The 20,449-nt window shown below is 25.9% G+C and carries 16 protein-coding genes; 13 read left to right on the top strand and 3 right to left on the bottom strand.

All coding sequences use genetic code 11. The annotated features are described in order from the left end of the window. Positions 1-552 precede the first annotated feature (552 nt). From galE to MBCUT_RS02635, 7 genes are all read left to right on the top strand, one after another. Positions 553-1,551, top strand: coding sequence for a UDP-glucose 4-epimerase GalE (galE, locus tag MBCUT_RS02665; protein WP_067258564.1), 999 nt, complete (start codon positions 553-555; stop codon positions 1,549-1,551). 361 nt (positions 1,552-1,912) lie between these two features. Next, on the top strand, positions 1,913-3,166 hold the full coding sequence (locus tag MBCUT_RS02660) for a transglutaminase-like domain-containing protein (RefSeq protein ID WP_067258561.1): 1,254 nt from the start codon (positions 1,913-1,915) through the stop codon (positions 3,164-3,166). An 864-nt stretch (positions 3,167-4,030) separates the two neighbouring features. After that, on the top strand, positions 4,031-6,181 hold the full coding sequence (locus tag MBCUT_RS02655) for a right-handed parallel beta-helix repeat-containing protein (RefSeq protein ID WP_067258558.1): 2,151 nt from the start codon (positions 4,031-4,033) through the stop codon (positions 6,179-6,181). Positions 6,182-6,375: 194 nt separating this feature from the next. Next, positions 6,376-6,768, top strand: a complete 393-nt coding sequence (locus MBCUT_RS02650; RefSeq protein WP_157082443.1) for a hypothetical protein — start codon at positions 6,376-6,378, stop codon at positions 6,766-6,768. 68 nt (positions 6,769-6,836) lie between these two features. Further along, positions 6,837-7,460 (top strand): energy-coupling factor ABC transporter permease, encoded by a 624-nt coding sequence (locus tag MBCUT_RS02645; protein ID WP_067258551.1) that lies wholly within the window; start codon positions 6,837-6,839, stop codon positions 7,458-7,460. 294 nt (positions 7,461-7,754) lie between these two features. After that, positions 7,755-8,297 carry a hypothetical protein gene (locus tag MBCUT_RS02640; RefSeq protein ID WP_067258548.1) on the top strand — a complete coding sequence of 181 codons (543 nt, stop codon included), beginning with the start codon at positions 7,755-7,757 and terminating at the stop codon, positions 8,295-8,297. Positions 8,298-8,448: 151 nt separating this feature from the next. After that, positions 8,449-10,056, top strand: coding sequence for a CARDB domain-containing protein (locus MBCUT_RS02635; protein WP_067258542.1), 1,608 nt, complete (start codon positions 8,449-8,451; stop codon positions 10,054-10,056). A 171-nt stretch (positions 10,057-10,227) separates the two neighbouring features. On the opposite strand, the gene MBCUT_RS02630 is transcribed toward MBCUT_RS02635, so the two are convergent. Both MBCUT_RS02630 and MBCUT_RS02625 read right to left on the bottom strand, forming a co-directional pair. After that, positions 10,228-11,367: a TIGR04083 family peptide-modifying radical SAM enzyme gene (locus MBCUT_RS02630; RefSeq protein ID WP_067258538.1), complete on the bottom strand. Its 1,140-nt coding sequence runs from the start codon at positions 11,365-11,367 to the stop codon at positions 10,228-10,230. Positions 11,368-11,468: 101 nt separating this feature from the next. Beyond that, positions 11,469-11,651, bottom strand: coding sequence for a TIGR04165 family Cys-rich peptide (locus MBCUT_RS02625; protein ID WP_067258533.1), 183 nt, complete (start codon positions 11,649-11,651; stop codon positions 11,469-11,471). Between the two features lie 1,369 nt (positions 11,652-13,020). On the opposite strand from MBCUT_RS02625, the gene MBCUT_RS02620 reads away from it, so the two are divergent. After that, positions 13,021-14,553, top strand: coding sequence for a radical SAM/SPASM domain-containing protein (locus MBCUT_RS02620; protein WP_245634930.1), 1,533 nt, complete (start codon positions 13,021-13,023; stop codon positions 14,551-14,553). A 102-nt stretch (positions 14,554-14,655) separates the two neighbouring features. Then, positions 14,656-16,122: a B12-binding domain-containing radical SAM protein gene (locus tag MBCUT_RS02615; RefSeq protein WP_245634929.1), complete on the top strand. Its 1,467-nt coding sequence runs from the start codon at positions 14,656-14,658 to the stop codon at positions 16,120-16,122. A gap of 63 nt (positions 16,123-16,185) precedes the next feature. Here the strand turns inward: MBCUT_RS02615 and MBCUT_RS02610 are convergent, their stop codons facing one another. Continuing rightward, positions 16,186-16,941: a TatD family hydrolase gene (locus tag MBCUT_RS02610; protein ID WP_067258583.1), complete on the bottom strand. Its 756-nt coding sequence runs from the start codon at positions 16,939-16,941 to the stop codon at positions 16,186-16,188. Positions 16,942-16,988: 47 nt separating this feature from the next. Between MBCUT_RS02610 and MBCUT_RS02605 the strand changes: the two genes are divergently transcribed. The 4 genes from MBCUT_RS02605 to MBCUT_RS02590 all read left to right on the top strand — a co-directional run bounded on the left by MBCUT_RS02605 (position 16,989) and on the right by MBCUT_RS02590 (position 20,336). Beyond that, on the top strand, positions 16,989-17,168 hold the full coding sequence (locus tag MBCUT_RS02605; protein WP_067258531.1) for a hypothetical protein: 180 nt from the start codon (positions 16,989-16,991) through the stop codon (positions 17,166-17,168). Positions 17,169-17,457: 289 nt separating this feature from the next. Continuing rightward, positions 17,458-17,616, top strand: coding sequence for a hypothetical protein (locus MBCUT_RS10755; protein ID WP_157082442.1), 159 nt, complete (start codon positions 17,458-17,460; stop codon positions 17,614-17,616). An 893-nt stretch (positions 17,617-18,509) separates the two neighbouring features. Next, complete coding sequence (locus MBCUT_RS02595) at positions 18,510-19,334, top strand: helix-turn-helix transcriptional regulator (RefSeq protein ID WP_067258525.1); 825 nt, start codon at positions 18,510-18,512, stop codon at positions 19,332-19,334. A gap of 126 nt (positions 19,335-19,460) precedes the next feature. Then, positions 19,461-20,336, top strand: coding sequence for a helix-turn-helix transcriptional regulator (locus tag MBCUT_RS02590; protein ID WP_067258520.1), 876 nt, complete (start codon positions 19,461-19,463; stop codon positions 20,334-20,336). Positions 20,337-20,449 lie beyond the last annotated feature (113 nt).

Below are 20,449 nucleotides of genomic sequence, written 5' to 3'. Positions count from 1 at the left end.
TTTTTTTTTTTGAAGGTTGTGATTTCTTTTTTTTAGAATATTATGATGTTTTTTAGTGATATATTTGTATATTTCTTTGTATATTGTTGATATATTGTTGATATTACTTTGAATTTTTCTGTAATTTTCTGGTTTCGACTTGTTTATATTTTAAATATTGTTTTATGGGTAAAAGGTCTTTCAACTATTATTTTTTCTTTATAAGTTTCTTTTTTTTCTTTTTTTTGTCTATGTTGTATTGAAATTTTGATTTGATAAGCTTTTTTTTAAATGCTTTATTTCTTATTTTTTGTATTTATTATTGGTTTTTTTTAAATGCTTTATTTCTTATTTTTTTGTATTTATTATTGGTTTTTTTTAAATGCTTTATTTCTTATTTTTTGTATTTAGCATTATCCATAATTATTTATTAAATTTTTAAGATCGTGATTAGTTAATCAATGGAAAAAGCATAATTATTTATATTTTAACCTACAAAAATAATATATTAATAATTAATCTTCTATAACTGATTAATTAATATTGAATGACTACAATGAAGGAAATAATTCTATGATTCTAATTACAGGTGGAGCAGGATATATAGGTTCTCATATAAATAAAGAACTTAATAAAAAAGGTTATGAAACTATTGTAATAGATAATTTAATTAATGGTCATGAATCTGCAGTTAAATGGGGAGAATTTCTTGAGGGAGATTTGAATGATTTTGAATTTATTAATTCTATCTTTAATAGCTATGATATAGAAGGAGTTATGCATTTTGCGGCTTTCACTTCAGTAGCTGAATCAGTTGAATTTCCAGCAATGTATTATAAAAACAACTATAAAAACACATTAAATCTTCTTAAAGCTGTAAAATTGGCAAATGTTAATAAATTAATATTTTCTTCAACTGCTGCAGTCTATGGTAATCCAAAAAAAGTTCCAATAACTGAAAATCATCCTGTAAATCCAATAAACCCATATGGGAAATCTAAGTTAATGGTTGAAACAGTATTAGAAAATGAATCAAAGTCAATAGATAGTGACTTTAAATATGTTTCTCTAAGATATTTTAATGCCTGTGGTGCAGATCCTGAAACAGAAATTGGGGAAAATCACAATCCAGAAACTCATCTAATTCCTTTAATATTAGATGTAGCTATTGAAAAAAGAGAAAAAATAGCTATTTTTGGGGATGATTATGAAACATTTGATGGTACATGTATTAGGGATTATATTCATGTTTGTGATCTTGCACAAGCCCATATAAAAGCTTTTGAACATCTTCAAGAAGATGAAACAAATAAAAATCCATTAAAGAAAAGTAACATATTTAATTTAGGAAATGGAAATGGATTTTCAGTTAAAGAAGTAATAGCTGCATGTGAAAAGGTTACAGGTCATAAAATTAAAAAAGAACTAGCTGAAAAAAGGGAAGGAGATCCAGCTATTTTAATAGCTGACTCTAAAAAAGCTATTGAGACTTTAAAATGGGAACCCAAATTCACTGATTTGAATAAAATTGTTGAAACTGCTTGGAAATGGCATAAAAAGTTAAATGAATAACTAAATTAGATCTATGATTATTCTATATCATCTAATAATTGTAAACAATTTTTTTTGTTCATGTATTTGAATAATTAAGCTATTCTATTAATGGATAACATTGGGTACATAATATAAAAACACCTTAAATAATCTAGAATAAGTAATATAAAACAAAATAAATAATCTGATGATTACTATAATTCATTTTATATAATAAATGATTATTATATAATCAAGTATCATTTTATAATATGAATAAATCATCATTACATAATTACTCTATTTATATTATATAAATAACTTATTATTATATAAATACACTATTTATAAATAAATACAATTATTATGCAAGTAAATAATTTGTAGGGGGAACATAATAATGAAAAAAATAAATCTTTTTTTATTATTTTTAATATTTGCAATTTTTCTAAGTATGAACACAGTATCTGCAATGGATAATAATGATAATGGATCGAATAATATTGTGTACTCTAGTTTTGATGTTGTTTCTGATTCTGATGTTGTTTCTAGTTTTAATGTTACTTCTAGTTCTGTTGTTATTTCCAGTTATAGTCCTAGTTCTAATTCTATAAGAAATGAAAATTCGAATAACAATCAAGCAAAGTCATATGTAAATATTAATATAAAACCAAAAAATGTTTCTCAATATGATATTGTAAATGCTTCTATATCTATTAATAATTATATTGTAAAAAATAAGAAATTGCCTAATTATGTGACAATCAATAATTATAAGTTTTCTATGCCAGAATTTATCTATTTATTATCAAAAACTGTTGAATACAAATATAAAAATGTTACTTCCAACATAATCATTAAGTATGGCCTTAAAAATCCACCTAGATCAAGAGGAGAAAGTATAAGTGGCAATTTTTCTTCAAAGCAATGTTATAAATATGCATTGAGAATAATTGAATTTATAACTAACTACAATGTTGTTCCAAATAATGTAGAAACATATTTAGGCAAAATGCAGTATCAAACAGCTATTTTTATGTTTGTAAAGATATTATCTACACAAGGAAGTGGGAATTTACCTGAAACAATTTTTGTGAATGTTAAAAAAAATAGTGAATTAAATAAAAAACTGCCAAACTATATAAGACCTGGTACCAACACAAAAAACGTTTTAAATAACAAATACAAGATAGGAACAGCAAAATATTATTTATCAGCAACAAAAAACTGTCAGGTTAATGATAAAAAGATTAAAAAACTGGCTAAATTTATAACAAAGAAATATAAATCTAGACTTCAAAAAGCAATAGCTATTTATGATTGGGTCATGGATAAGGTGGAATATAAATTTTATTATAACACAAAATATGGGGCTAAAAAAACATTATCTACAAAAAAAGGAAATTGCGTTGATAAATCCCATTTATTGGTAGCTTTATGCCGTGCATCAAAGATACCTTCTAGATATGTATATGGAAACTGTAAATTTGTAAGTGGATCATGGATAGGGCATGTATGGACACAAATACTCATAGGCAAAAAATGGATTGTAGCTGATCCTTCACATTATAGTTTAAATGGATTTGGTATTGTTAATAATTGGGATCCGTATTCTTATGATTTATATGGGAGATCTAGTCAAATTGGTTTCTAATTTATTGCTAATTTAGTCTTTAATGTTGTAAATAGGTACTTCCTGTGTCTCTATTATTAATTCATGATACAGGATATGGCACATTCTTATTAAAACTTTTTTTTAAAAATAGTAATCAAATCATCAATGTTCTATTATTATTTTCTATTAAAGTATTACTATTTTTTATTATTGTGTATTGTCTTTTAAATATTGATTAACTTTTTTATATTGATTTATTTTTAAAATTTTTTATAATTATGTCATATTAATCGATATGATTGGAATATGATTCTTAGTTTTTAGGAAAATGAAAAAAAATGTAATAGATTTTAGATAAAAAGTATTACTTATTAGATTTTAAAGTTATATTTATCTGTAAAATTTTAATTTGGATCATTTTAGTAGCATTTTAACTATTTTAGCATTTATAAATCCATTATTTTAGTTTTTAATAATTATTTCATTGACAAATTTTTAGAAATCTTTAAATAGATATTACTAATTATTAGAAATATCAATGAGTGGATGATACTATAAATGGTTTGGAATTCTTCTTTCAAAGCTCAATGTTTCTAGATTATAGTTAGTGGTACAAAGATTTAGTGCTAAATATAACTGTAGATTAATGGTGTGTAAATAATATTACAAAATATACATATTACTATCTCTTCTGCAGTAAGCATTCGCTTTCATTGATATATTATTTTAGTGAATAACTGAAATGTTTTAGTGAATAACTGAAATGTTTTAGTGAATAACTGAAATGTTTTAGTGAATAACTGAAATGTTTTAGTGAATAACTGAAATGTTTTAGTGAATAACTGAAATGTTTTAGTGAATAACTGAAATGATAAATAGAGTTAAAAGAAATGGAGTTAAATAATGCAATCGAAAAGTGTGAATAAAACTAAATTTATCATTCTACTGGTATTTCTATTTAGTTTAATGTTATTAACTGTTAGTTTTGTATCTGCAGCTAATGTAACAGTTAATAATACTTGGACAATTGATGATATTCAAAATTTAGTTGATGGAAATCAAATAAATGGTGAGACTTTAAATGAAGGTGATGATTTATTGCTTTCAGAAGGAAATTACACTTGGAATAAAGGTCTACATATTAATAAAACCTATAATATAAAAGCTAGTGGAAAAGTTAGAATTATTGGAAGTGGTATTAATCTAACTAAACCTACAAATCAAACTACAATAGGTGATTTTGGATTACATATCACAGCTAACTATGTTAATGTGACTGGTATCTCAATAGAAGGATTTTACTATGGTATAAGTATTGATAGTAGTAGTAATGTTAGATTGACTAGTAATAACATTCATGATAACCGTCGTGGTGTTAATGCAATTGGTACTAATATTATTATAGAAAATAATACAATCCTTGATAATGCAAGAGAGGGTACTAATTTAAATGGTGAGAGTATAACCATACGAGGAAATGTTATTAGTGGCAATGGTTATGAAGCTATACATGGTCATGCAAAAAATAGTGTGATTTCAAATAATACTATACAAAATAATCGATTTGTTGCTGTTGATTTTCATTATCATACAGAAGATCCGACATCTGGTGATAATGTGACGTTTGAAAATAATATTATTAGCAATAATAGAGGTGGAGTCTATTTAAATGTTAATAATGCAAAGATCATTAACAATCAGATATATGATAATGGTGGAAAAGGTATCGTCATTAAAGCTGGTGGTAGCTATGTAGCTACTAATAACACAATAAGTAACAATCGTATTTATAACAATGCTGGAAATGGGATTGAAGTAAATTATGAAGGTAATACTATATCAAACAATGATATAAGCCGAGATACTATTCTTGATAATGTCTATGGAATATACATAACAGTTAATAATGTCAATGTAACTGGATCATCCATAAAAGGATTCTATTATGGTATAAGCATTAACAATAGCAGTAATATTAGATTATCTAGTAACAATATTCATAATAATCGCCGTGGTGTTAATTCAATTGGTACTAACATTCTTATAGAATATAATCAACTGATCAATAATTTACGAGAAGGTATAAATTTCAATGGTGAAAGTGTAACTTTAAATGGAAACATTATTAGTGGTAATGGTTTTGAAGGTATTCATGGCCATGCTAAAAATAGTGTAATTTCTGGAAATATTTTACAAAACAATGGTTTTGGAGCACCAAATTATGGACTGTTCCCTGCTGTTGATTTACATGGTCATAATGCCGATGCTAACAATATGACTTTTATAAACAATATTGTTAATAACAATGGAGCTGGAGTCTATATAAGCATTAGTAATGCAAAAATCACTAACAACCAGATCTATAATAATCTTGGAGAAGGTATAATCATTGGAGTTTACTCTACTTATCCATCCACTGGTAATATTGTAAATAATAACCGTATTTATAACAATATAGGAAATGGTATTGAAGTCAGAGATAATGGAAATACTATATCTAGCAATGATATATTTTATAATAGTAAAACTGGAATTGTAATTTCTTCTAATGCTAGCAATACTCAAATAACAGGTAATTTTATACATAATAATGCTATTTATGGCATAGAAAATATTGGTGCTAGCAATAAAATAATTAATAATAAAATAAATGATAATACTGCTACTGCAATAAAAAATACTGGTTCTAAAGCTCAAATTACGGATAATACCATCAATGGAGTAAAACAAGTTATAAATAAACCTAAAACTAAGGCAGATTTATCTATTGCGAAAGTAAAAAGATCTGGAAACAATTATATAGTAACAATCAAGAACAATGGTAAAACTAAGTCTAGTGCAACTAAAATAAGAATCTACTTCAAAATAGGTAAAAAGATTCACTACAAAATAGCTACAGTTAAAGCAATAAATCCTGGAAAATCAGTTAATGTAATAGTCAAATTTTATAAATACTCTGCACATAAAAAATACACAAAAACTGTACAAGTAAACTACAATAAAAAAGCAATAGAATCAAATTATAAAAATAATTCTAAAAAGATCAAATTATAAAAATAATTCTAAAAAGATTAAATTATAAAAATAATTCTAAAAAATTTTAAGTTTTAAATTTATTTTTTACTTTAATTTTTCATTATTTTTATATATATTTTATAATTTTATTTATAATCTAATAAAGGATGTATGATAATATTAAAAAATCAAAAATTTTAATTATATCTATATTATTAGTCCTAATCTCTTCAATGTGTTTAGGCGTTGTAACTGCTCATGATACAGGCGTTCCTCATTCTCATGGGGATGAAGTAACAACTGAAGATACTCAAACTGGTGAAAACAGTGCTGATGGAAGCAGTGATAAAAAAACAACCACTAATAAGAATACTGGTGATAATAATAAAAAATCTTCATCAAGTTCTAATCCAAATCAACAGTCTTCATTGGATGGGAACACAAATAATAATTTAAATCAGAATAATACTTCCAATGAAACAGATAATAATACAAACAATACCACTGGATCAAATACTCCTTCTGAAAACGGGGGAATTCCAATAAATACAATTTTAATAATTGCAGTAATAGCTGTTGCTGCTGTAGGAGCTATACTTGTTGCGTTTAAATCAGGATTATTCTGATAAGAGTTATAATCATCTTACTAGTGGTTATAGCTATTTTTAATTGATTTAATAAGGAGGAATATTTTATGCATTTACCTGATGGTATAATACCTTTAGATCAAGCTGTTATTTATTGGATAATATCTTTGATTGCCATTGGAATTTTCTTTTTTAGATTATCTAAACATCCTAATCAAAAAGACAGACGATTGATTTTAAGTGCTATTTTAGCTGCTGCAACAATAGTTGCAAGTTCTATAACTATACCTTCTCCTTTTGGTATTCCTATGCACTTTTTCATAATTCCTTTGGTTGTTATCATCCTAGGACCTTTTAATGGGACATTGATTACTTTCTTATCCTTAATTGTCCAAACATTGATAGGTTTAGGTGGTTTTACAGTTGTGGGAGCTAATGTTTTAGTCATGGGTGTGGTTTTACCTTTAGCAACTTATGCCTGCTATAAAGCCTTTTATAAATTTAATGAAAGTTTAGCTATATTTTTAGGGACTTTCCTAGGAATTTTGGCTGCGACAATAGCTCAAATTGTTGTATTAATTATTGCGGATGCTTCTGATTTACAAATGTTAATTTTAACATTACTGCCATTTTATCTATTTATAGGTATTATAGAAGGATTTATCACAAACTTAATAATTTCTTTCATTAGAAATCTAAAAGGAGAAATTTTAACATTAGACAAAATTTGATTTTATTCATGAATTAATATATAAATTAATCAATTATAAATTGTTGATATTTATATATTTGATTTTATTCATGAATAATATTATAAATTAGTTAATTATAAATTGTTGCTATTTATATATTTGATTTTATTCATGAATTAATGTTATAAATTAGTTAATTATAAATTGATGATATGTATATATTTGATTTTATTCATGAATTAACATTATAAATTGATCATATGAATAATATTCATGATTTAATTGTATTTATAGGAGTATTAGATATGGATATATTGAATATGGAGGTATTAAATGAAAATATTTGATAATAATCTTAATAAGAAAACTGTTAATATTTTTAATATTTTGTTATTATGCTTTGTTTGTTTGGCAACAATAGCTACTATGGGTGGTGTAAGTGCTCATGGAGCCGATGTGACTGATAATGTTATGGTGGTTACAAATGAATCCAATGCAATAGATACTAAAAAGTTAGTTGATAAGTTAGATCTTCCTATCAAAGTATATAAGTTTAACACAGTAGCAGATGCTGATCATATACTTGAACATGCTTTAACTAATCCAAATAAACGAATGTTAGTAGTTGCGTTTCAAGAATCAACTAAAGAGTATATAAAATCACATAACAATTTAACAAACAGAGTGATGGTTGTTGATGTAAAAAATAATGAAGATATTGAAAAAGCATTACTTGATTTTAACTCAACACTTAGTGATACCAGTAATTCTGCTGAGGGTAATTTAAATATTGATTATACTACTTTAATTTTAATAGTAGCTATAATTGGTTTAGTTTCTGGAATTGGAGTTTTTTTGTTAAGAAGTAAAAAATAAAAAATAATAGCTAATTGAAATCAAGGTATTTAGATATGGAATAAAAAAATAGTATGATATGGATGAAGAATATTGGGATAGATATATTGATGATATATTGATGATATATTGATGATATATTGATGATATATAGATAATATAAGGAGATAATATGTTTAAATTAAAGAATTTAATAATATTGTGCATTATTTTAGTATTTGCAGTCTCTTTTTGTGGTGCTGTTTCAGCTCATGATCCAGGACCTCCTGAGATTAATTTTAAAAGTCCAAAAAATAATGCAGATGTTTCTGGAAATGTGAAATTAGAGGTGGATGTTGAATATATTCACTCTGTTGCAGATAGTAATGGTGTCACTTTCACTATAACTGGTAATGATGGTTATTCTAAAATATTTAAAGATACTAATCCTGCAGGTGGGTGGATTTGTAATTGGGATACAAGTAATGTTCCAAATGGAAAATATTCAATAAAAGTAGAAGCTAGAGATAGTGAAGGATTTTTAGGATCTAAAACTATAATTGTTAATCTTAAAAACTCAAAACAATCTAGTACTATTGAGTTAAGTGATATAAAGGGAGTTAATAATCAAGATACTGTCATAACTGCAATTCTTAAAGATAGTAATGGTAAAATTCTTCCTAATAAAAATATGCAGTTTATAATCAATGGACAAGCTTATAATACAAAAACAGACTATGGGGGAATATCTAAATATGTGTATAAAGGTAATACTGGCGTTTTTAATATAACAGCTAATTTCTTAGGAGATAATCTCTATTTTGCCTCTTCAAAAAATGCTACATTGAATATTGTTTCCTCTGGTTCTGTTGTTAAAGTAACATCCATTATTGGAGATAATGGAAAAAATATTCAATTAAAAGCTACTTTAACTGGTAGTGGGGATTCTAAACCAATTCAAAACATGAATGTTAATTTTTATGTAAATGGAAAACAAGTAGGTACTGCAAAAACTAATGGTAATGGTATTGCTGCTTTAAACTACAAAATAGTTTTAAATGGTGGAAACTATACAATTTTTGCAACTTCACAGGATAATATAACTGGATTAGCCACTTTAACAGTAGCACAGTCTAGTATTTATGTCAAAGTAACAACAGATAAAGCTTTCCCAACAATTGGAGATACTGTGACTATATTCTATAGAATAATCAATGAGGGGCCTAATACTGCATCAAATACAAAATTTACTTATAAAATCCCTAATGGCTTGAAATATCTAAAATCAAGCGTCGATGAAGGAAGTCATAGCTATAATTCAAAAACTGGAGTTCTTACTTGGACTTTAAGCTCTGCAAAAATTGGAACTTCTCTACTTAAGGTAATGTTTAATATTAAAAAAGCGGGTCGTCTTTTACTACAACCTACAATTACTACTGATACTTATGATCCATCTATTACAACTAGCACAAAAAAACTTTATATAACTGTATTTAAAAAGGCTGATTTAAGCATTAACAAAATTAAAAGAGTTAGAAATAGCTATAAAATCACAGTTAAAAATATTGGTGAAACAACATCTACTAAAACATATATAAAGATATATTATAAACTAGGCAAAAAAACAAAATATAAAATAGCTAAGGTAAAAGCTATCAGCCCTGGAAAGTCAGCTACTGTAACAGTTAAATTTTTTAAATATTCTACTCATAGAAAATATATAAAAATTGCAGCTGTAAATTATAATAAGAAAACTTCAGAGACTTACTATAAAAATAATGTTAAAAAATTTAAAGCTTGATGATATTTATATATTTTATATAATTTTTGTCATTATTTAAAGCTTGATGATATTTATATATTTTATATAATTTTTGTCATTATTTTTTCTAAAATTATTACTTTTTTTATTTTTTTATTAAATTATTAGAATCTTTAATAAAATAGTTATATATTAATTAAAATTCTATAATCATTGCTTTAACATTAAATCCATAACAGTGAATGGTTTATTTTTAGATTTCTCTTGATTTCCTCCAAACATTGGAGGCAGGGATGTTTTTAAAAAGTCTTTGTTGGCTCTCTCACTTACTTCTTTGAAAATCATTTTATAAGCGTTACATTGAGGATCAACAGCTTTTGAGCTATTTGTAGCCACTATTCCATTGTAGGGACATCCCCCTCTACAGAATTTCATGTAGGTACAATCGGCACAATCTTCATCCACAAATTTTCTAAATTCTTCTAGTTTCTTCCATGGTTTTGATTTTTTAAGGTCTTCCATGCTTGGATTATCAAATACATTTCCCATTATATATTCATCCATTCCAACAAAACGATAACATGGATAAATGTTTCCATCATGACCAATAGCTAAAGTATCACCCATACAATCTGCAAACGTGCATAATGTGCCTCTACGTAAGAAACTACTTTTACAAATATGATCAAAATCCTTTATTTCGATTTTATCTAAATCATGAAGGTATTTATCTAATAAATTGATTAATAATTCACCATGTTCTTCTGGAGTTAATGCCCATGGATCGGCATTATTATCTCTCATAGATGGTAATGCTGCATGAAGTTTCAAATTAAATCTATTTTCCAAAAAGAAATCATATATTTCATCTGAATGGTCTTTTGAATAAGAAGTAAATGTGCAGATAAAGCTAACCCTAACTCCATTTTCTTTAGCTATTTTATAGGAAGCCATAGTTTTATCAAAGTATCCAGCTCCACGTTGATGATCATTGATATATTTTGGACCATCTATGCTTGTACTAATAGCTACTCCATATTCAGCAAATAGCTTAGCTAATTTTTCATCTAAAAGCCATAAATTACTTTGAAGGGAAAATCCTGCTTCTTTATGAGTTTCAGCATTTTTTAACATTGGAATAGCTTTTTTATAGAAATCATAACCTGCAAGTAGAGGTTCTCCACCATGAAATGTAAAATGAATGTAGTCATCTCTGAATCCATCTAACCATTTCACTATCTGTTCAATCATTTCAATATCCATAATTCCAGATCCTTTTTTGGAACCCCAGCAATAACTACAATTTGAAGGACAATCAAGTGTTGGAATTATCATTATATGAAAAGTCATATTTTTCACTACTTTTAGTTGATTTTTTAGTTTTAATTTTTAGTTTTAATTTTTAGTTTTAATTTTTAATTGAAATCTTATTTTCAAACTTATTCACTTATTTAGCTTTTATTTTCTTCTCTTTTTTCTTCATCTTCTTTTGTTTCGAAAATATGTCCACATTCATCACATATAATACATTTTAGTTCAGCATGAGCTTTTTGCTCATCTAACATTTTTCTTTGTATAGTTTTATCCTTGGATCCACACTTAGGACATTTAGCTAACATTTCTTCTAATTTCATAATTTAACATTATTCTTTATAATTTAAATAAATTTGGTGATACTTAAAAAAACTATAGAATTGAGAGTGTCCCATAATTCGCTTTTTTAGAAATTTTCATGAAATTAATTTTCATATAAATCATTTAAATATTAAATAACTGACAAAATATCCATTAATACCTATAACAAAGTAATTATTTTATTTAATTCAATTTTTAAAGATTTTATATTATTTTAAATTTAAATAATATATTTTATAAAGATTATTTTTAAAAAATAAAATAATATATATGCCTATATAATATTTAAAGATGTTAAATGTGAAATATTTTCATTAAATTTTTTAAAAATCTTAATTATGGGACACTCTCTTTTTGTTATTTATTTTAAATTTTTTTATTTTTATAATTAGAAAACTCAATCTTTTCATTATAATTAACTAACAATGAATATAATCTTTTCATAGTATGTAAAAATTCTTTATTATAGATTTCTATATACTATTGATACATTACATAAGATTGTGGTAATTCACATGCTTCAAATTTTTAAAATTTGATATTTCTAATCTTTCTGAATCTTATATAACTTCTTAGAAAAGTTTATATTGTTTAAATAACATATAATATCATAATTAAGTCTCCATTGACTATAATCTTTTTAATAACGTTATCATGATAATACTATCTAGTACATAGTATTCAATCAAAGTAGTAACACATGATTGATAATTAACTTATTATCATTATCTATCTAGATTAATTATTTAATTAGTGTACTTTAAATATATCGAAATCATGGAATTGTTATTGGGGATAAAAGATTAAACAGTTTCTAAGTCTTTGTATTTGGGGATACGATGTTGATTACTATCTAGGTTTTTGTATTTAGGGATACGATGTTGATTATTATCTAGGTTTTTGTATTTAGGGATACGATGTTGATTATTATCTAGGTTTTTGTATTTAGGGATACGATGTTGATTATTATCTAGGTTTTTGTATTTAGGGATACGATGTTGATTATTATCTAGGTTTTTGTATTTAGGGATACGATGTTGATTATTATCTAGGTTTTTGTATTTAGGGATACGATGTTGATTATTATCTAGGTTTTTGTATTTAGGGATACGATGTTGATTATTATCTAGGTTTTTGTATTTAGGGATACGATATTGACTATTATCTAGGTTTTTGTATTTTGCAGTATCTAAACACAGATTAATAGAAAATTCTTAGGTGAATATGTTGGAGGGTATATTCTATATTTATGCATAGTAATAAAAAATAGGTTAATTGATTATGATATCTGAAACTTAATTAATTAAAACTAAATTTAGAAAACAGTTTACTAGGATACTTTAATAACTCTTTAAAAAAGGTGTTTAAATGACCCATAATCGATCTAATGGCGATTCAAACGATGTAGATATGAGTAATATGATTGGGATGTTTAGGAAAATTGCAGATAATCCTTTATCTAAATATTTACTTAAAAAAAGTTTGAACTATTGTGAAAAAGATGAGGCAGTAAAATTAGAAAGTGCTCTGAATTATTATTTGGGAAAAACGGACAATGCTTGTTATGAATGTAAAATACTTTCAAAAATCGTAGGATTCATTATTAAAAGAGGAATCAGTGGTTTTGGTGCTTCTGAAGAGGAATTCAATCAAGTTATGGATGATGATTATTGGATACGTGGGTTAAGTAGTGTACTTAAAGGTATTGCATTATTTGGTGTTACCAAGCCATTTGTTCCAGGAGCTCCATTTCAAGTAGTTTGGAACATTACGAAAGCATGTAATATGCGTTGTATTCACTGTTATGAAAGTGCTTCCACACGTCAAAATGATGAACTTTCAAAAAATCAGGTTATTAATGGTTTAGATCAAATGGCACATGTGGGAGTCGCTTCTGTTGCATTTTCTGGAGGTGAACCATCTATACATCCTAATATATTAGATTTTATAAAACATGTGGATGATATTGGAATGTGTGCTGCAATGGCTACCAATGGATATACTCTTAGTGATGAATATAAAGCTGAAAAATTTGTTAATGAAGGTTTGGAATTTATTCAGATAAGTTTAGACGGTATAAATCCTCAAACTCATGATTCTTTTAGAATGGTTGATGGAGCATGGAATAATGCAGTTGAAACAATAAAAAATTTTGTGGATTTGGGGATTTTTGTTGAAGTCGCTACGACAGTTACTGAACATAATTTAGACGAAATACCTGAGATGATCGATTTTTTAAGAGATTTAGGTGTTAATTGGTTCATGTTGTACAATTTCATACCTACGGGAAACGGAAATGAAGTATTAGACATTGATTTAGCACCTGAAGATAGGTTAAATCTTCTTAAGACTGCATATAAAGAGAATAATAATGATATGCAGATATTATCAACTGCTCCCCAGTATGCTCCTGTGGCTGAATCAATGTCTTCTAATGAGGATAATATGATTCCAACTCATTTTTATAATCCTGAGTATACTAATCCTATGTTAATGCAACTTGCTGAATTTATAGGTGGGTGTGGTGCAGGTAGATTTTATATGAGTATAGAACCCAATGGAGATCTCTATCCTTGTGTATTTTTCCCACACGAAGATGATGTTAAAGCTGGGAATTTACTTGAAAATGATTTTGAAGATGTATGGTTGAAAAATAATGTTTTAAAAGAACTTAGGGATAAAACAATACTTAAAGGTTATTGTAGGGAATGTGATTCTCGTAATATTTGTGGAGGTTGTAGGGCAAGAGCTTATAATTATTTTGATGATATATTAGCTCCTGATCCAGGTTGTACCAATAATCAAAAGGATTGGGATTATCTTAAGAAGAATTTAAGCAAAGAAAATTTTTCTAGAACTCACAATGATAATTTAATATTGGACTTAATTGATAAAAATTAGGGATGATGAGAAATTTTTTCACTATTTTATTAATTTTATAAACACTACCATGATAACTTAGTATTAGTCGATGGTAGAATAGTAGATACTCGGATAATAAATATGGGAATAATAGATAGGGGAATAATAGATGGAGGAATAATAAACATGAATGATCTTGAAGTGTTATTAATAAATCCAGTAGATAATACGGCAGTAAAAGAGGGATTGGGTCTAACAGTCCCACCATTGAATTTAATGTATCTTGGAGCTGCTCTTGAGAAAAATTCAATTAAAGTTAAAATTCATGATGATGATTTATATCAATTGGGATTTGAAAATATTAATAGATTAATTTCAAAAATGGATCCTATGATTATAGGAATAACTGCTACTACTGCTACAATACAAACATCAATAAATTACATTAGAACTATTAAAAAAGATTTTCCCCATATTTTAACAATAATAGGAGGGCCTCACACAACTTTCACACCAAAAGAAACACTATATAGGGAAAAAAGTTTGGACATTGTTGTCATGGGGGAAGGCGAAGAAACTTTAGTGGATGTTGTAAAACAGTATATCAAAAATGGAACTAAAGAATTTTCTAATGTTAAAGGAATAGTTTATAGAGATAATAATAAGGTCATAATGACAGAACCAAGACCTTTAATAGAAGATCTTGATAGTTTACCATTTCCTGCAAGACATCTTATACCTTTTAAATCTTACGAACTTTCGAGTCAGGCAGGAGGAATGATTACAAGTAGAGGTTGTGTTTTCTCATGTGATTACTGTTCTTCCTCCCTCATCATGGGCAAAAAATTTAGAACTCGTAGTCCTGAAAATGTTGTAGATGAAGTTGAAGAGTTGGCTTGTAAGTATGGAATCAAGGACATTGCTTTTTTAGATGATATTTTCATGTTGAATAAAAAAAGAGCTGGGCAAATAGCTGATGAAATCAAATCTAGGGATATTGATGTGGATTTCATAGCTTCATCCAGAGTTGATATGATTGATAAATCACTATTAGAAACCCTTAAAAAATCAGGGATGAAAACATTGTATTGTGGTGTCGAATCTGGTTCACAAAGAGTATTGGATCTTATGAAGAAAGGAATTACAGTTCAACAAGCTAAAGATGCTTTCAAAACTGCTAAAAGAGTAGGTGTTGATATTGTTGGTTCTTTTATATTGGGATATCCTGGGGAAACATCTGAAGAAATGGATAAAACAATAGACTTATCAATAGAATTGGATCCAGATTATAGTCAATATTCTATACTAACTCCATTTCCAGGTACTGGCATACATTATCAATTGAAAGAAAAAGGTTTACTTTCTAAAAATGGTTGGGAAGATTATACCGTTCTTAAATCGGTTATTAATTATGAATTGTTAGGATTAAGCAAGAAATTGGTTGAAAGAAAATTAATTAAAGCTTATCTAAAATTTTATACAAGGCCTAGCTATCTTTTCAAACATAGAAGCATGTTCAATGTTTTGATAAAAACTATACTCAGGAGCTTTATAGTACCTAAGAAAGAAAGTAAAACCCCAAAAGGATGGTATGATATATTGAAATAATAAATTCTCAATATATCTTTTTTCACTATATTCTTCTAGTTTCTATTTAGGATTTCCTATTTTTCATATTTTAAAAAATTTTTCGGCATTTTTAAAAGATATTTTAGCTATTTTTTCCCTTTTAATGCCTTGTTTTTCCAATGTTCTAATAGTTTTTGGTACAGATAAGGGGTCTGATGGCATGTTACTAATATCACTATTCAAAAGGAAATTCTCGAAGCCATACATTTCTAAAATACTGATTGCTTCATCAACTTCCATTTTTTCAGGTTGTACTGTTAAACCCATTGTAAAATTGTCATCTATAATTTCTCCTATGACCGCAGAATTGATATGATCAATAACAGCTAATTTAGGGTTCATTGTTTCTAAAACAATAGATTTAATTTTTTTTAGTACATTTAATTTATTGTTTCTTGGAGTATGAATGATAACTTTTGTCTTTGTTTCATCAGCTATTACTAATTGTTTTTTGAATATAGCGATTTCTTCACTTGTAAGGGAATCAAGACCGATTTCTCCAATTGCTACTATCTTATCTTCACTAATATATTCATATAAATTGTTTAGAATACCTTCATAATTTTTTATTATGTTACTCGGATGGATTCCTAAAGCTACTTTTAATTCAAGGCCATATTTTTTTGCACGCTGAGTATCATAGTTTAAAATTCTTTCCCAATGATTTAAAAGGACAATTTCATTAATTAAATCGTATGGGTAGAATGAACACGTTATTGCTTTATCTATCCCACTTATGAACATCTCATCAAAGTCTTCACTACTTCGAGCATCTGCATGTATATGTGTATCAATCATCATAATAATCGCATGATTCATATATATTAAGACTCATATATAAACTTATGTATATTACAAGAGAAGAAATAGAAACTGTAGAATTAACTGTAGATGGTGATAGGTTCTATGAGGATAGTGCAGATTATACGTCTAAAATTGAGGATTTTCTTGAAGGATTGTCTAATGATAAAATAATACTGGAAATATATGTACTAGATTATGTAATTGGTTCATACAAAGAATAGAGAGTGTAATTTTTGTGGAGTTTTTTCTAAAATTTTCAGTTTTAATTATAAATGTTTATAAATGAAAAGTGATTTTTTCCAAAAAACTCCATACTTTTTTACACTCTTGTGGAGTCAGAAGTAAAAAATCAGCTATGGAAACCCTAAAAATATTGATAACTCTCAAATTTCCACTTCATATATAGAAAGAGAAAATTTAAACCTTAGACAAGAAAACAAATGACTTGCAAGAAAAACAATCGCATACTCCAAAAAAGACGAATAGCTACAAAACCATTTAAATTTACAAATGGCAGAACATAACCTCATAAGAACCCACCATGGACTTAAAAAAGAAAATCTACAAAAAATAAAATATAATATATGGAAAAAATACGAAAAAATAACTCCAATGATCTTAACAGATTTAACAGACCACATATGGACACTAAAAGAATTATTAACATAAAATTATCACAAAAACATCAGTATATAAAAGGGTCAATACTCCATTTATACAATTTTACATTTTTTTCTATAAAAAATAATTTTCATTATTATTTAAATTTTCATAATTAGTTTCTTAACAAATGCATGCTTTTTCATTCACTCAATCAAATTTATCAACATTAGGAGATAAATTAAAAGAAGTGAAGATTCCAATCCCCACAAATAAAAATGAAAAAGAAGAAATTGATTATAAAATAAGAGAAATAATAAAAAATAAAAGAAACAGGAAAAAATATGCTCAAAAATTTAAAATACTTAATAAAAAAAAGAGCAATCGATGGGGATTATTAATAAATCGAGTTTAGGGAATTTATGAATCTATTATTTTTTCTAATAGAGTAACACTTTCATATTTTCTATTTTATACATTTCATTAGATTTCTTAAAGTTAGTTTTTTTAAATAATTGCTAATAAAAAAGCTGAGTATTAATGATAAGTATATTAAAGATAATGGATGGTGTTTATGGATTATTAGTAATTTTTTTTGGTTTTAATGGATCCATATTCTTTTATATTTATTTTAATCATATTAAACATTTTTATTTTTCTTTATTTTTGTTAATATTAGTTATATTAAATAAATAATTGTTATCCTCTTTATATTATTAATTATATTGTATTTTATAAAATTAATACTTATAGAAAACTTTATCATATTTAATATTTTTTATTTATTTTTTATGGAAACGTTTATATAGTATTTTCTATAAAATTAATATTTAAGTATTACTTATTTTTAATATTATAAGATAACTATAATACTTTTATTCCTATTGATATAATATTATTAATAGGTAAGCTTCATTCGAGAATGAAAAATATTGAATAAGAATTAATCAAGATGTGATTTTATGATTGAGAATAATAATTGTTTTAAAGATTATGAACGAATAAAGAAGAATATTAAATTTTTAACTAGTTCTGAAATTAGGTTAAAACTTTTAAATTGTTTATTAGAAAAACCAATGTCAATGAAAGAGATGCATATCAAGACAAATTTAAGTTATAGTTCAATAGCAAGTAATATTCATAAATTAGAAGATAATGGCTATTTAACACAGAAATCCAAACGATATTATATGAATAATCACGCAAAAATGGAATTACTGAATTTATTTGACTTTAATAATTCATTGGATATTATAAATGAATTCAGTAATTTTTGGACAGATCATGAAGTTCAGGAACTTCCAAAAAATGCTTTGATGAATATACAATCTTTAAAAGGATCTTATTTAATTGAATCAAATCCCACTGATATTTACATGCCTCATAACACATTTAAAAATCTTTTAATGAATTCATCATCTAATGTTAAAGCTATTTTTCCATTTTTGCACCCAGATTACCCTAATATATTCGAAAAGTTACTTGAAAATGGAGTAAATATAAAATTACTTTTTGTACAAGGTATTACTGCAAATTTTATTGAGTCTATGGATCAAGATATAATAAGAAATGGATTGATAAAAGAAACTTTCAAAATAAGATCCTTGAAAAATAATATAAAAATCTCTTTATCTTTATCCGATGATTTTCTTGCTTTAGGGTTATTTAAAAAGGATAATAGTTATGATCAAAATAGATTAATAGTTTCTAATACTGAAGAAGCAATTAAATGGGGAAATAAGATTTTTGAAGAACATTATATATCAGGAAGAAAACTTCATTTCTGAATGTAAAAATGTTTAAAAATACAAAAAAAGATATTTTAAGAGATATAATTGAAATATAATTGAATAAACTGTATTTTTTAATAGTTTAATACGATACTATTTCTTAAACGATTTCTGAGGGATACAATGAATGTGAAAAAAGATAACATTAAAATACATAAAGTTGATAATAATAACTATGCCGTTGAATTTGATTTACTGAAATCAGTTGAAGATATAAGACATATTTTGGCTTCAGCAATGAGAACAAAGTTATTACTAACTTTACATGACTCTAAAAAAAGATTAGGAGAACTTAGAAAAGAACTTGGGAAACCTTCAGCTACAATATTACATGGATTAAGAGAGCTTGAAACATTAAAATTAGTAAAAAAAGAGGACAAACATTATTGTTTATCTTCAAATGGTTTTTTATTGGCTTTGAACATGGTGAAACTAATTGAAAATCTATATTCTATAAATACTAATTTCAAATTTTGGAGAAATCATAAAATAGGTGATATTCCCACTGATTTTTTAAAGAACACACATGCATTGAAAAAATCTAAATGTATATTTTCTGATGATACTGATTTAACCAAACCCCTAATTAAATATCTTGAAATGATTTCAAAATCAACAGTTTTAAAAATATTATTGCCTATTTTCTCAAAAACACATCTAGATGGAATTTTGAAGAATTTGAATAGAAAAAAGAGTATCTTAGAGATAGTAACAACAAAATCTATTTTAAATTCTATAAAATCAAATGAATATGGAGAATTATTAATAAATTGTAGCAAGGACAATACAATTAAAATATGGTTGATAGAGGATGAAGTAGAAATCTTTTTAAGTTGTTGTGATAACTTTTTAGCTCTTAGTTTATTCTTTGAAGATGATTATTATGATGATTCTTCAATATTGGTAGATGAAAGCAAGGAAGGAATACTTTGGGGATCAGAACTATTTGAATATTATAAAGAACAGGGACACCTAGTTGATATTAGTAAACAGTTTTAAACTCTATTGATAATTTATTTATATTAAAATAAGGAACTCATTTTTTATTTAAAATAATAAAAATTAAAATAAAAAATCAAAGATTTTCTATTTTGAAAAACAAGTTTTTTAAA

Source organism: Methanobrevibacter cuticularis, assembly GCF_001639285.1.
In the GTDB taxonomy this organism is placed as follows: domain Archaea; phylum Methanobacteriota; class Methanobacteria; order Methanobacteriales; family Methanobacteriaceae; genus Methanobaculum; species Methanobaculum cuticulare.
Note: the sequence above shows the minus strand (reverse complement) of the source record. Positions and strands in the feature narration are given on the sequence as shown.